The following is a 12209-nucleotide window of genomic DNA, read 5'->3' as shown; positions in this document are numbered from 1 at the left end:
GTTCCATCAAACGAGAAACGCTTAATCTGGCAAAACTCAACGCAGCGCGCTGCGATATTTGCCACTGGTTAGCAGTGGAAAAATCACTGCCACTGCAGCTGACAAAAGGTCACCAGCGCGGCGGCCAGCGCCTGCTGCAGTTCGTCCTGCGGCGCACGGCAAAATAGCGCCAGTTCAAAATGGTTGATGGTGGGTAAACCATCGGCTTCCCCTAATACGCGATGCTCAGGCAAGCGGCAGCTGGCGGGCAGCAGCGTTAAGCCCAATCCGGCGGCGCTGGCGCTGGCGAGCGCCACCAAACTGGCGCTGCTGTAGCTGATGCGCCAGCTGCGGCCGAGGCTATCCAGCGTCTGCGCCATCTCCTCGCGATATAAACCGAGCTGCGGGAACACCACCAGCGGCACCGGCGTTTGCTCAAAGCAGGGATGTGCGGCGCTGTCCAGCCACAGCAGCGGCTCGGGGCGCGCAGCCAGCGGACGTTCACCGCCCGGCTGTTTGATCAGCATGATATCCAGCTCCTCACGCTGCCAGGCGCGATGCAAATCGACATACATGCCGCTCATCACATCAAGGCGCAGTTGCGGATGTTCGCGACTGAACTCCGCCAGCAATCCGGCGGTCGGCGCGGCGAAATCCTCAGGCACGCCAAGGCGCAGCACGCCGTCGCGCCATTTATCGCTCAGCACGTCGTGCGCTTCGCCGTTTAACGCGATGATGCGGCGCGCATAGCCCAGCAGCTTTTCGCCCTCTTCGGTGAGCGCCACCTGATGCGACGTGCGCTGCAGCAGCGGTTTACCGATCATCTCTTCCAGCCGACGCACCTGCTGGCTCACGGTGGATTGCGACAGATGCACGCGATCGGCGGCGCGGGTGAAGCTGGCGGTTTCGCACACCGCGACAAAACTCAGCAGTTGCTGCGGGGTAAACATCGGCTGACGATTCATTTTTCCACTGGTCGTTATGGTGTTATTTCATTTCCAAATAGTAACGACTGCTGCGATGCTGACAACCTCTTTGCAGCAGGATTGTGTATGAATCGACATTTCAACGGATTAACGCTCGCCGCTTTGGTAGTGGCTGGGCTGAATATGCGACCGTTACTCACTTCTCTTAGTCCATTACTCGGCCAGCTTCGGCAAACGATGGGCCTCTCTTCACTGGCGGCTTCGCTGCTGCCTGCGGTACCGATGGTGATGATGGGCGCGGTCGCGCTACTGAGCGCTTCGCTGATGCAGCGCGTGCCGCTGCAACGCTTGCTGCTAGCCGGATTGACGCTGCTGCTGCTGGCGCTGGCGGCGCGTGGCGTGATCCACGACGGCAGTTGGCTGGTGGTCAGCGCGCTGTTTGGCGGCCTTGGCGTGGGCGTGGTACAGATGGCGATGCCGGGCCTGATTCGTCAGCGCTTTGCGCAGCGCAGCGCGCCGGTCACCGGATTGTGGGCCGGTGCGCTGATGGGCGGCGGCGGTTTGGGGGCGGCGTTATCGCCGTGGCTCAGCGATCATTTTGGCGGGTCGCTGGCGCTGAGCGGCTGGGCGCTGCCGGTGCTGCTGGCGATTGCACTGTGGCTTTACGTGCGCGTACCAACCGTCGCCAGCACGGAAAAGGTTGCGCTGCCGTCGCTGTGGCGCACGCCGCGCGCCTGGACGCTGGCAATCAGTTTTGGCCTGGTGAACGGTGGTTACGCCACCTGCGTTGCCTGGCTGCCGGATGCCTATCATCATCTTGGCTGGTCGGCGCAGGCCGGCGGATCGCTGCTCGGCGCAATGATTCTGTGTCAGGTTGCAGGTGCGCTGTTGATGCCGCTGCTAGCGCGTAAGGCGGATCGGCGTCCGCAGCTGATTATCAGCCTGGTTTGTCAGCTGATCGGCATGAGCGGCTTTCTGTTTGCCCCGCTGTTCGCGCCGTGGCTGTGGGCGGCGATTGCCGGATTTGGTCTGGGCGCGGCGTTCCCACTGGCGATGGTGCTGGCGCTTGATCACCTGCCGCATCCACAGGCCGGTGCACGGCTGGTGGCGTTTATGCAGGGCGCGGGCTTTATCATCGCCGGCTGCATGCCGTTTATCGCCGGTCAGCTACAGGCATTAACCCACAGTTTTTCCAGCGTCTGGCTGATGCAGGCGGCGGTGACGGTCGGGCTGATTTTGCTGAACCTGCGCTTTCATCCGCGCAGTTATGATCGGGCCTTTGGCCGGACTGCGGCGTAATTGGTCCTACCAAAAGATTCAAATGTGGCCGCGTCGTCACATAACATGAAAAATCCCGCCTGTTTCGTTGCATCGAAATAACAAAGCATTAACCATTCTCCTCCATCAAGCCCGCCATGCTGCATTTTGGTCCTACCAATGCAGCATGGCGGGGGAGCCTTTCTCAGGATAATGCGATGACCGAAAATACGCTGCGGGCGCGGCTCTGCGCCTGGATTACCGAGCATCAGCTGGAGCCGGGCATGCGGCTGCCGTCCGAACGCGCGCTGGCGGCCGAGTTCGGTTCATCGCGATCGTCACTGCGCGAGGCGATCCAGCAACTGATCAGCAGCGGCGTGTTGATCAGTAAACGCGGTGGCGGCACCTGGCTACGTCAGCCGCAGCAACCGTGGTCGGAACAGCGCATCGTAGAGCCGATTCGTCAACTGCTGGCTGAAGATCCCGATTATCGCTACGACATCCTTGAAGCGCGTCACGCAATAGAGGCCAGCACAGCGTGGCACGCGGCGTTGCGCGCCACCGAAGCCGATAAAGAGCGGCTGGCTTACGCCTTTGATGCGCTGCTGAAGATTAAGCAGAGCGACGATGCCGATCTCGCGGCGCAGGCCGATCTGCGTTTTCATCTCGCCATCGCCGAAGCCTCGCACAATGTGGTGCTGCTGCAGACCATGCGCGGCTTTTTCGATCTGCTGCAATCCTCGGTGCTGCACAGCCGTCAGCGCATGTATACCCATCCGGTGATTTTTAATCGTCTTAACGAACAGCATCAGGCGATGTTTGATGCGGTGATGGCCGGTGATGCGGAAACGGCGCGCCAGGCGGCGATGGATCATCTCGGCTTTGTTCACACCACTATGAAAACCCTGCATGAAGATGAGGCGCGCCAGGCGCGCATTACGCGTCTGCCGGGCCACCAACCTCAGCACAAGGAAAATAACGGATGATCATTTCTGCTGCCAGTGACTATCGCGCTGCGGCGCAACGCATCTTGCCACCGTTCTTGTTTCACTATCTGGATGGCGGCGCTTACGCCGAGCACACGCTGAAGCGCAATGTCGCTGATCTCTCCGACGTGGCGCTGCGCCAGCGCGTGCTGAAAAACATGTCGGAGTTGAGCCTCGAAACGAAGCTGTTCAACGAAACCCTGTCGATGCCGGTGGCGCTGGCGCCGGTCGGCTTGTGTGGCATGTATGCGCGACGCGGTGAAGTGCAGGCGGCGCGCGCGGCGGCGCTGAAAGGCATTCCGTTTACGCTCTCAACCGTATCGGTTTGCCCCATCGAAGAAGTGGCGCCGGCCATTAATCGTCCGATGTGGTTCCAGCTCTATGTGCTGCGCGATCGCGGCTTTATGCGCAACGCGCTGGAGCGCGCCAAAGCCGCCGGCTGTACCACGCTGGTGTTCACTGTCGATATGCCGACGCCGGGCGCACGTTATCGTGATGCGCACTCCGGCATGAGCGGCCCCAATGCGCCGCTGCGTCGTTACTGGCAGGCGGCAACCCATCCGCAATGGGCGTGGGATGTCGGTTTACATGGCCGTCCGCACGATCTCGGCAACATCTCCACTTATCTTGGTAAACCGACCGGGCTGGAAGATTACATCGGCTGGCTGGCGAACAATTTCGATCCGTCGATTTCCTGGAAAGATCTGGAGTGGATTCGTGAATTCTGGGATGGCCCGATGGTGATTAAAGGCATTCTCGACGCGGAAGATGCGCGCGATGCGGTGCGATTTGGTGCCGATGGCATTGTGGTGTCGAATCACGGCGGGCGTCAGCTGGACGGCGTGCTGTCGTCGGCGCGCGCGTTGCCGGCAATTGCCGATGCGGTGAAAGGCGATATTACCCTTCTCGCCGACAGCGGGATTCGCAGCGGATTGGATGTGGTGCGGATGATCGCCCTCGGTGCCGACAGCGTGCTGCTGGGACGCGCGTTTGTCTATGCGCTGGCAACGCACGGTCAGCGCGGCGTTGAAAATCTGCTCAACCTGATTGAGAAAGAGATGAAAGTGGCGATGACGCTGACCGGCGCGAAATCGATCAAAGAGATTACGCAGGCTTCGCTGGTGCAGGCTAACGCGCTGTTGAGCGAGGCGGGCTTGAGTCCGGCGCGTCCACGCGCGGTGAGCTAATCCAGCAGAATGAGTCATGTTGTCTATACTCAATAGCTGTCGAACACAACAGGAGGAATGACATGACCATTCATAAGAAAGGATCGGCCCATTGGGAAGGCGACATTAAAGGCAAAGGTACGGTAAGTACCGAAAGCGGCGTGTTGAGCAATCAACCGTACGGTTTCAATACCCGTTTTGAAGGCCAGAAGGGCACTAACCCGGAAGAGCTGATTGGTGCTGCGCACGCCGCTTGTTTCTCAATGGCGTTGTCATTGATGTTGGGCAATGAAGGGCATCCGCCAACAAGCATTGATACCACCGCGGATGTGTCGCTGGATAAAAAGGGCGACGGTTTTGCCATCACCAAAATCGCGCTGACCAGCGCCATCGTCTTACCGGGCATTGATGACGCGAAGTTTGATGAGATCATCCAGAAAGCCAAAGCGGGCTGCCCGGTTTCTCAGGTACTGAATGCTGAAATCACGCTCGACTACACGCTGAATAAATAATCGCCCAAATGGGTGACCAGCGTTAGAATCAACGGTGCGCCTTAGGGCGCATCGTTGCTTTCTGTCGTCTGGAGGATGCGTGGCAAAAAAACTGGCTGCAACCAAACACTGGAAAATGATCGTGGTGCTGTTGTGCATCTGCGGGGCGCTGATGCTGATTCGCTGGGCGGCGATGATATGGGGATGAAAGAGTGGATCAGCAGCCACAAGCTTGGCGTGTTGGTGATGGTGATTTTGGTGCTGGAGTTACTGCACTACCTGCTCACGGCGTCATGGTTCCCATGGCAGATTGGCTAATCAATCAGGCGTACTCACCGTCTGTCTGGCGTACGTTACGCGCACTGCTGCGCGCAATGCGATACGCCTTGCGTGGATCGCCCGCCACGAACTCAAACGTGGGCGAGAAATAGAATGGCAGCCAGCCGCCGAAGCCGCTTTCCCATTCCCAACGTACGGGGCAGGGCCAGAGAATGCCATCATACAAAATGTAATAAACCCAGCGTCCGTTTGGACGACGGGGGCGAGATGTTTTCATTGGATTCACAACGATGATAGTGAAAAGCAGCTTATATTTTGAACGCTACAACCCATTCTTGCAATGCCGTTTGGCTACTATTTGCGCAACTTTAATCAAGCTGGCACCGAATTAACGGTACACTTCGCCACAAAGTAAGACCACATTTGGCCGCACTTTATGGATGCGATCGGCCATCTGCTCACAGGCCACTTTGGTCGGATAGATACGCTCCGAAACCGGTAAGGCATCACAGGCATCATGCCCACATGCGCTCACTAATAAAACAAAACCAATCAGCATAATCAGACTCCTTTAACACCTTCTCGCTGGTACGGAATGTGTGGCTGGTCGTTCCCTTTTTTGATCCAGTATAGCTAAACGCGTTGAGAGTCAATTATCACCCTGAGCGGCTTTCTTGTCCGGCTCGCAAGATTATACGCATCGCAGTGCGCAACCGTAGCTCAATCTGGGCTAAACTATGCGGCCCTGATAAAAACGATGAGTGAGTTAACATGTCGAACGAAATTGCCCAACCAGCCAGCAGCCCAAAACAAGCCGCCTTGCAACTGGTGATTGAACTGGTGCGCGCGGGAAAACTGAGCCCGCTGCACGGTGATGCTTCCAACATGATTTCTATCTACGAACAGTTCAAAAACCATTTCGAAGCGGAAAAAGAGTAGCGCAAAAAATTATTTACGGCGCGTTGATAGCGCCGTAAATTTGAGATAGAGCTGTTAGCTAATTTAAATTATAACCATAATTATTCGAGCATAGCACGCGCTTCCAAAATTGTTCTCTATCTATAATTAGCTGATCATCCGTTCTCATTGAATAGAATTCCAATAAAGAAAATTGGAAGTTCTTTCTGGCATAATCGATGCCAGCCAAAGAAATTATCTCCGTGAGTCCTTCATTCAAACCATGTCCGGTGTGAACATAACATTCCCAGCGTGACCAAATGCCTGAATCACCATATGCGGAACCAACATATTTCTTTCCATTGGATTTATCTACAATAAGATAGACACCTTTGACGTTTAGCAATGCAGTTTTCCAATCTAAACGTTGGTTTTTGATGATGTGCTCGATTTTATCAAATGAATGTTCGATTTTGTCAAAGCCGCAGAATGTCTCGCCTGAGTATTGCTCTTCAAGTATCTGAGATATTTGCATTTTTGTGTAGTGATTTTCAAACAAGAAAGATCGTCCACGAGCTCCTGGGCCCGGATATTTTATAAGAAGTCGACCTATAAATTCTTTGTGCAAATCGAGCAGTTTAACAGTATATTTTTCCTGGTTTCTTTCTAATACTTCATAGATGCCACCAAATAACCACCGTTCTTGTTGAGGGTAAAACTTTATCAAACTGAAGATGTATTTTCTGTTGAAGTCATCTCTATGTCCTCTCCATTCATTCCATGCTTGCCATTCATCTTTACTACGAACAAAAGCATCCAGTGGCTGTTCTTCATAATTATAAACTGCAAAGTGAACCTTATAATCAAATTCATTCTCAATCTGTAAAACTGAACTCAGAGATATCATCCGTTGACCTCATCTTTAATGGTGATTTAATGAAATATTTTAACTCTGTAATGATTGTAGATTTAATTTTTAGCCTAATTTTTATGCGTATAAAACGTGATCTTTTTTATTAAGCGAAATACCAGGCGGGCAGGATAGCGATTAAATTGTTCAGCGTGTGCAGGAAAATCGGCAGCGCCAGGCTGTTGCTGCGCAGGCGCGCGTAGCACAGCAGCATGGAAAACAGCGTTAAGGCAACCAGCGTTTCCCAGTGCACATATTGGGTATGCATCGCGGCGAACAGCAGGGAGGTGAGCAGCATGCAGGCCAAACGGCTTCTCGGCGCCCACAACAGAAAACCTTGCAGTAAAAATCCCCGGAACAGCACTTCTTCAAACACCGGCGCCAGCAGCACGGCGGTGAGCAGCAGAATCAACATCGAGCTGCGTCCCTGCTGCGATTGCGCAATCAGCCAGCCTTCGGGTTGCAGAAACTGCGTCTGCGCCACCATCAAAGCAAACAGCAATCCAATAAACAGCAGCGCCTGCATCGGCCGCACAAAGCCCAGCGGAATGTCGCTGCGACGCTGACAGTAAAAACGGTACAGCGGATAGATCACCGCAAACTCCACCAGGCAAAGCACCGGCATCAGCAAGCCGTTGGTACGCAGCATCCCGTAATTGGGAAACAGCGTAACCAGCATGGTCACAAGGTAATAGACCACAAAGCTACCCACGTAGAACAGCGTTAACGTAACTTTGTCGGATTGGGTGTCCATAGGCGACTCAGCGAGCAGAGGAGAGCGCATAGTAGCAACGCCGATCATCCCTGTCGAGGTGGCGTGCTGCACATTTGCGCTGCTCAAATATTCCACCAACAAGACTAAATCTGCGGCGCTCGGGGCCGATAACCGATCAAACCCTTACAGGGTGGAGATGTGCGCAGTCTGCGTTGTCATCCGCCTTTTTTTGCTGCCTGTATTCTACGAGCAATGCGCATGAATTCTGAGTTTCACCGGCACACGGCACTGGCCGCCAGGACCAATATGGAAGCACATACGGTAAGGCTGACGCGGCGCAGTCTGCGCACCTTATCCTCGCTGCTGTTTGGCGTGCTACTTCTCTCTGTGGTGATGGTGCTGGTTATCGCCCATCGACAAAACATCGACTCAATCCAGCAGGATGCCAATCTGATGCGTCAGGCGTGGCAGCAACAGCAGCAACAGATGCTCGTCGATGCGCGCGATTATGCTAACTGGGGCGAAGGCTGGAAGAACCTGCATCTGACGGTCAATAAGGTTTGGGCGTGGGACGAAGAGAACTTTGGTCCGGGGCTTTACAAGGAGTATCACTACGACGGCGTGTTCGTGGTCGATGGCAATGGGAAAACCCGCTATGCGGTGATTAACGGTGAATTATCGGATGCTTCGATTGAGAGCTTGTTAGGCGCACAAAGCAACGTACTGCTAAGCGCGGCGCGCTCACGGCATGACGCCGTTGCAGGCAATGCGCTGGTGGAGAGTAACCCGGCGATTGTCGTGGCCGCGCCGATTACGCCGGGCAAAGGACAGGATTTGCCGACGATGCCCGGCCCCGCTTCGGTCATGGTGTTCGTTAACACTTTCACGCCACAAAAACTGCAAACGCTGGGTAAAGCCCTGAATGTGATTGAACCGCGCATCGCCAGCGATCTAAACGATGCGCTGTTTGAGCCACGGCTGGTGGAGCCGGTGCTGCAGGGCGAACCCCTGGTGCTGCGCTGGCAGCCGAAAAATCCCGGCTTCGGTGTGATGTGGCTGATGATGCCGCTGCTGCTGTTCACCGCGCTGGCGGTGGCGCTGGTGACGCGTCGCGTGCTGCGGCATGCACTGCACAACGCGGTGATCTCCGATCGTCGCTTTGAAATGCTGGCGATCAGTCAGCGTGAGTTGGCCAACAGCGAAGAGCGTTTTCGCGATCTGGCGGAAGCCGCGTCGGACTGGATTTGGGAAGTCGACGCACAGGGCCGCCTCTGTTATCTCTCGTCGCGCTTTGCTGCGGTGACCGGCCATGAAGTGAAAAGCTGGATTGGACGTCCGCTCGATCAACTGCTGAGCCATCCCAGCCATTCGCTGGTCTCCTGGCTGATGCGTCAAGGCGAAGAGGTGAAACATGTGCCGCTGCGCTGCCAGTTTATGTCGGCCAACGGCGAGCGCCGCATTGGGCAGTTAATGGCGAAAGCCATTCGGCGTAACGGCTTGCGCTCGGGTTTTCGCGGCACGGTGTCGGATATCACTCATGAAGTGGACGCCGAAGCGCGCATTCAGTTTCTGTCACGTCATGACATGCTGACCGGCCTCGCGAACCGCATGCAGCTGCAGGAGTATTTAACCGCGTATCTGGAGTGCGTCAGCGCGGATGATCCGCTATTTGTCATCAGTTTCGATCTCGATCAGTTCAAACCGATCAACGACACGTGGGGCCACGCGGTCGGTGATGACGTTCTGAATGAGATCTCGACACGGCTGAAAAGCTTGCTGGCGCCGAATGAACTGGCGGCCCGGCTCGGCGGCGATGCCTTTATTTTGCTGCTGCGCGAAAGCACGCGGGCGGGCGTGGAATATCGCTGTCGTGCTCTGCAGCGCATGGTGCATCAACCGATCATCAGCGGATCGCATCAAATCAGCCTCACCGCCAGCATGGGCATCGTATCAGCACCGCAGGATGCGGCTCAGCCGGAAGCGCTGTTACGCCTGGCCGATATTGCGCTGGCTCAGGCGCGCAGTGCCGGACGCGATCGGTGGGTTTGGTACTCCACCGATATGGCGAACCATCTGCAGTCAAAACGCGACATGGTGCAGGCGATTGAGGGCGCGCTGCACAATCACGCCTTCACGCTGCATTACCAGCCGCGCTATCAGCTGCAAAGCGGGCAGCTGGCTGGCGCTGAAGCGCTGATTCGCTGGCAGATAGCCGACGACCAATGGATCACACCCGATCGCTTTATTCCATTAGCGGAAGAGAACGGCCTGATCGCTGCGATCAGCGATTGGGTGCTGATGCGCGCATGCGCGGACGCCCGCGACTGGGGCGAACAGCGCTATGTTTCCGTGAATATTTCGCCGGTGGAGTTTCGTAATAACGATCTGGTGCAGCGCGTGGCGCATGCGCTGGAGGTGAGTGGATTACCGGCCACACGTCTGGAGCTGGAGATCACCGAAAACGTCACTTTTGAGAATCCGGATCGCGCATTGGAGATCATGCAAGGCCTGCGCGCGCTCGGCGTGCGGCTGACGGTGGATGATTTTGGTACTGGCTATGCGGCGTTGGGCTATCTGAAAACTTTCCCGTTCAACGGTTTGAAGATCGATCGTTCATGGATGAAGGAGTTCCCGGAATCGCAGCAGGCGCAATCGGTGGTGGCGGGGATTGTCGGTCTGGCTCGCGCGTTTGCGCTGACCATTACCGCTGAAGGGATTGAAACCGAAGCACAGCTAAAGGCGCTGAAAGCGCTGTCGTGTGAAGAAGGGCAGGGATATGTCCTTGGCCGACCCATGTCGCTGGCAGCCTTCAATGCGCGGTTACAGGAAGAGGAAACCGTCAATTGATTTTGCACACATTGTAGCGGCGCAATGCATTGCGTGATAAATCGCGCCGCTACGAAATGTGCGCGGCTTTTTAACGCACTCTGATCGCAACAAACGTCATCAGAGCGGCGAAGCCAACAAAAATCACCAGTTCCATCATTGCCTCCTCGCTAAGAAAATTCTTAGTTAATTGTAGTGGCTGGCGGATTGATTTTTAGACAGTGCGTGCGATTAATCCTAACTTTTGAGAGGAAGATCGCCCTTTTGAGCTGATTAGTGCGACCAATCTGCTGTAAAAATTTCCGTTTCACGGTCACGCTTTGCTACTCTCAAAAACCGGTTGTCTATTTATCCAGGAGGAGAAACTTGTGACCCATTATGGAAAAGCGCTACTGGTAACGGCCTTTTTTGCCCTGACCGCGTGCCAGTCAGCCAGCAAACCTGACGCCAGCGCGGCTGCCAGCCACGATCCGGAAACCGATCAGTGCGGCGCATCGCAATACCAAAACTACGTTGGTCAGCCATTATCGACGCTCGACAACAAACGCTTCGCGGTGCCCGTGCGTGCTATTCCGTGGAATTCAGCGGTAACGATGGATTTCAATCTGCGTCGGATAAATTTCGCGGCGGATCAAAGCGGTAAAATTTCCCGGGTGTACTGCGGATAACAAAAAAACGACATTGCATTGTCATCGGGCTGTCACAGCGCCGGGCGAGGATAACTGCGCACTACGGAGATTTCCTCGTCACTCTCGAATATGCAATGTTCGTCTTATTTCTTCCCGCTGCGGCGGGAATTTTTTTATCTTTCGGCCTGCAAGGCTGATGGAGGAGTGATGATGAGAACGCGTGGAAAATTGCTGCTGTTAACGCTGTTGTTGAGTCCGCTGGCGCAGGCGTCGAGCGAAGCCGCATGGCAGCAGAACGACAAAAATATGCAGCAAAGCTGTCTCAAGGCCAGCGGCCTGAAGACAGCGAAAGTGGTGGGTAAGCCGATTCAGTATGATGACAGCGTGGGCTTTGATGCGCTGCTGCTGGAAGGTCGCTATCCGCAAAAGCACATGAAAAATCAGGTCGGACGCGAACTCTGCCTGTACCAGCGTCAAAGCGGCAAGGCATTTGTCAGCGAAGCCGACCATCTGCGTGCGGTAAAATAGTGGCGTGGGCCGCTATTTCTGCGGCCCCGATTCCAGCAGTTTTGCCAGTAAGTTGCGGTAGCTCTGCAGCTGCTGTTCATCCCCTTCAAATTCCAGCTTATCAATCACGCGCGCAATAATCGCTTTGCTGGTGGCAGGCTGTCCGTCATCCATCAGTTCGCGCATGATCGCCGCCAGCATGTCGCTCTCATGCGGTGCATGCCAGGCTGGGCTATTGAAGTAGTCGGTAATCGCCCGACTGGCGCTGTTTGGCTGGGTTCTCATAGCTGACCTCCGCAGAGACAACGATGCCCACCGCCGGATAATGGCAGCATGGGGAAATTGGGTTTAATCATGCGGACTGTCCAGAACAGACAGCGCGTCGCCAGTGATAACTGGTGGTTTTTTAAACATAGATGCGGTGTAGAATATTGTCAGTAACGTGTAGACATATTTTTTCACGTTTGCCTGCCATTGCGATGCGCTTATCTTGCGGCAGGCAGGGTTTCAGCACATAAAGACACTAAAAAACGGCTTTCAGACATGATTTGCTGTGAGCAAAATCACGCTCGACAGTGTAAAACTGCGTTTTTTCGCCCATGCCATGTTTTGCCGTCCGGTAATGTTATGAGATTGTTAGA

The 12209-nt window shown here is 55.1% G+C and carries 15 protein-coding genes; 9 read left to right on the top strand and 6 right to left on the bottom strand.

Features of this window, described 5'->3' with window-relative positions; genetic code table 11:
• Positions 1-83 precede the first annotated feature (83 nt).
• Positions 84-944, bottom strand: coding sequence for a LysR family transcriptional regulator (locus tag IB226_RS19325; protein WP_192236741.1), 861 nt, complete (start codon positions 942-944; stop codon positions 84-86).
• 87 nt (positions 945-1031) lie between these two features.
• Here IB226_RS19325 and IB226_RS19320 point away from each other — a divergent pair, with 87 nt between their 5' ends.
• From IB226_RS19320 to yniD, 5 genes are all read left to right on the top strand, one after another.
• A complete protein-coding gene (locus IB226_RS19320) occupies positions 1032-2204 on the top strand; it encodes a cyanate transporter (RefSeq protein WP_192236740.1) in 1173 nt (390 codons plus the stop codon).
• Between the two features lie 176 nt (positions 2205-2380).
• Positions 2381-3148: a transcriptional regulator LldR gene (lldR, locus tag IB226_RS19315; protein ID WP_101762492.1), complete on the top strand. Its 768-nt coding sequence runs from the start codon at positions 2381-2383 to the stop codon at positions 3146-3148.
• Positions 3145-4335, top strand: coding sequence for an FMN-dependent L-lactate dehydrogenase LldD (gene lldD, locus IB226_RS19310; protein WP_192236739.1), 1191 nt, complete (start codon positions 3145-3147; stop codon positions 4333-4335). Before lldR ends, lldD begins: the two co-directional genes overlap by 4 nt.
• A 62-nt stretch (positions 4336-4397) precedes the next feature.
• Complete coding sequence (locus IB226_RS19305) at positions 4398-4826, top strand: OsmC family protein (RefSeq protein ID WP_101762490.1); 429 nt, start codon at positions 4398-4400, stop codon at positions 4824-4826.
• Positions 4827-4905: 79 nt separating this feature from the next.
• The gene (gene yniD / locus IB226_RS23295) at positions 4906-5013 is read left to right on the top strand and encodes a small membrane protein YniD (RefSeq protein ID WP_021507251.1); all 108 of its coding nucleotides are present in this window, start codon (positions 4906-4908) and stop codon (positions 5011-5013) included.
• Positions 5014-5127: 114 nt separating this feature from the next.
• Here yniD and IB226_RS19300 read toward each other — a convergent pair whose 3' ends face one another.
• Together IB226_RS19300 and IB226_RS19295 are read right to left on the bottom strand one after the other, a co-directional pair.
• Positions 5128-5361 (bottom strand): hypothetical protein, encoded by a 234-nt coding sequence (locus tag IB226_RS19300; protein ID WP_110867781.1) that lies wholly within the window; start codon positions 5359-5361, stop codon positions 5128-5130.
• 111 nt (positions 5362-5472) lie between these two features.
• Positions 5473-5643 (bottom strand): hypothetical protein, encoded by a 171-nt coding sequence (locus IB226_RS19295; protein ID WP_192236738.1) that lies wholly within the window; start codon positions 5641-5643, stop codon positions 5473-5475.
• A 212-nt stretch (positions 5644-5855) separates the two neighbouring features.
• Here IB226_RS19295 and IB226_RS19290 point away from each other — a divergent pair, with 212 nt between their 5' ends.
• Positions 5856-6023 carry a hypothetical protein gene (locus IB226_RS19290; RefSeq protein ID WP_167391189.1) on the top strand — a complete coding sequence of 56 codons (168 nt, stop codon included), beginning with the start codon at positions 5856-5858 and terminating at the stop codon, positions 6021-6023.
• Between the two features lie 58 nt (positions 6024-6081).
• Here IB226_RS19290 and IB226_RS19285 read toward each other — a convergent pair whose 3' ends face one another.
• Together IB226_RS19285 and IB226_RS19280 are read right to left on the bottom strand one after the other, a co-directional pair.
• Entirely contained in the window at positions 6082-6888 is an 807-nt protein-coding gene (locus IB226_RS19285) for a GIY-YIG nuclease family protein (RefSeq protein ID WP_192236737.1), read from the bottom strand.
• Between the two features lie 109 nt (positions 6889-6997).
• Positions 6998-7645: a CPBP family intramembrane glutamic endopeptidase gene (locus IB226_RS19280; protein WP_110867779.1), complete on the bottom strand. Its 648-nt coding sequence runs from the start codon at positions 7643-7645 to the stop codon at positions 6998-7000.
• A 219-nt stretch (positions 7646-7864) separates the two neighbouring features.
• On the opposite strand from IB226_RS19280, the gene IB226_RS19275 reads away from it, so the two are divergent.
• The 3 genes from IB226_RS19275 (at position 7865) to IB226_RS19265 (ending at position 11589) form a co-directional block, all read left to right on the top strand.
• On the top strand, positions 7865-10453 hold the full coding sequence (locus IB226_RS19275; RefSeq protein WP_192236736.1) for an EAL domain-containing protein: 2589 nt from the start codon (positions 7865-7867) through the stop codon (positions 10451-10453).
• Positions 10454-10800: 347 nt separating this feature from the next.
• Complete coding sequence (locus IB226_RS19270; RefSeq protein WP_101762485.1) at positions 10801-11100, top strand: I78 family peptidase inhibitor; 300 nt, start codon at positions 10801-10803, stop codon at positions 11098-11100.
• A 171-nt stretch (positions 11101-11271) separates the two neighbouring features.
• Positions 11272-11589 (top strand): hypothetical protein, encoded by a 318-nt coding sequence (locus IB226_RS19265; RefSeq protein ID WP_101762484.1) that lies wholly within the window; start codon positions 11272-11274, stop codon positions 11587-11589.
• 12 nt (positions 11590-11601) lie between these two features.
• Here the strand turns inward: IB226_RS19265 and IB226_RS19260 are convergent, their stop codons facing one another.
• A complete protein-coding gene (locus IB226_RS19260) occupies positions 11602-11853 on the bottom strand; it encodes a biofilm development regulator YmgB/AriR family protein (RefSeq protein ID WP_101762483.1) in 252 nt (83 codons plus the stop codon).
• Between the last annotated feature and the right edge of the window lie 356 nt (positions 11854-12209).

Origin of the sequence: Pantoea sp. PNT03, from assembly GCF_014852515.1 — a bacterium.
Classification (GTDB): Bacteria; Pseudomonadota; Gammaproteobacteria; order Enterobacterales; family Enterobacteriaceae; genus Pantoea; species Pantoea leporis.
The sequence above is the reverse complement of the archived record's forward strand: the minus strand, read 5'-3'. Positions and strand labels throughout refer to the sequence as shown.

Coding starts and splice junctions, on each gene's coding strand:
- IB226_RS19300 (WP_110867781.1), bottom strand. CDS start 5,361: ATGAAAACATCTCGCCCCCGTCGTCCAAACGGACGCTGGGTTTATTAC.
- IB226_RS19280 (WP_110867779.1), bottom strand. CDS start 7,645: ATGGACACCCAATCCGACAAAGTTACGTTAACGCTGTTCTACGTGGGT.
- IB226_RS19285 (WP_192236737.1), bottom strand. CDS start 6,888: ATGATATCTCTGAGTTCAGTTTTACAGATTGAGAATGAATTTGATTAT.
- IB226_RS19275 (WP_192236736.1), top strand. CDS start 7,865: ATGAATTCTGAGTTTCACCGGCACACGGCACTGGCCGCCAGGACCAAT.
- IB226_RS19290 (WP_167391189.1), top strand. CDS start 5,856: ATGTCGAACGAAATTGCCCAACCAGCCAGCAGCCCAAAACAAGCCGCC.
- IB226_RS19305 (WP_101762490.1), top strand. CDS start 4,398: ATGACCATTCATAAGAAAGGATCGGCCCATTGGGAAGGCGACATTAAA.
- IB226_RS19260 (WP_101762483.1), bottom strand. CDS start 11,853: ATGAGAACCCAGCCAAACAGCGCCAGTCGGGCGATTACCGACTACTTC.
- IB226_RS19265 (WP_101762484.1), top strand. CDS start 11,272: ATGAGAACGCGTGGAAAATTGCTGCTGTTAACGCTGTTGTTGAGTCCG.
- IB226_RS19325 (WP_192236741.1), bottom strand. CDS start 944: ATGAATCGTCAGCCGATGTTTACCCCGCAGCAACTGCTGAGTTTTGTC.
- IB226_RS19295 (WP_192236738.1), bottom strand. CDS start 5,643: ATGCTGATTGGTTTTGTTTTATTAGTGAGCGCATGTGGGCATGATGCC.
- IB226_RS19320 (WP_192236740.1), top strand. CDS start 1,032: ATGAATCGACATTTCAACGGATTAACGCTCGCCGCTTTGGTAGTGGCT.
- lldD (WP_192236739.1), top strand. CDS start 3,145: ATGATCATTTCTGCTGCCAGTGACTATCGCGCTGCGGCGCAACGCATC.
- lldR (WP_101762492.1), top strand. CDS start 2,381: ATGACCGAAAATACGCTGCGGGCGCGGCTCTGCGCCTGGATTACCGAG.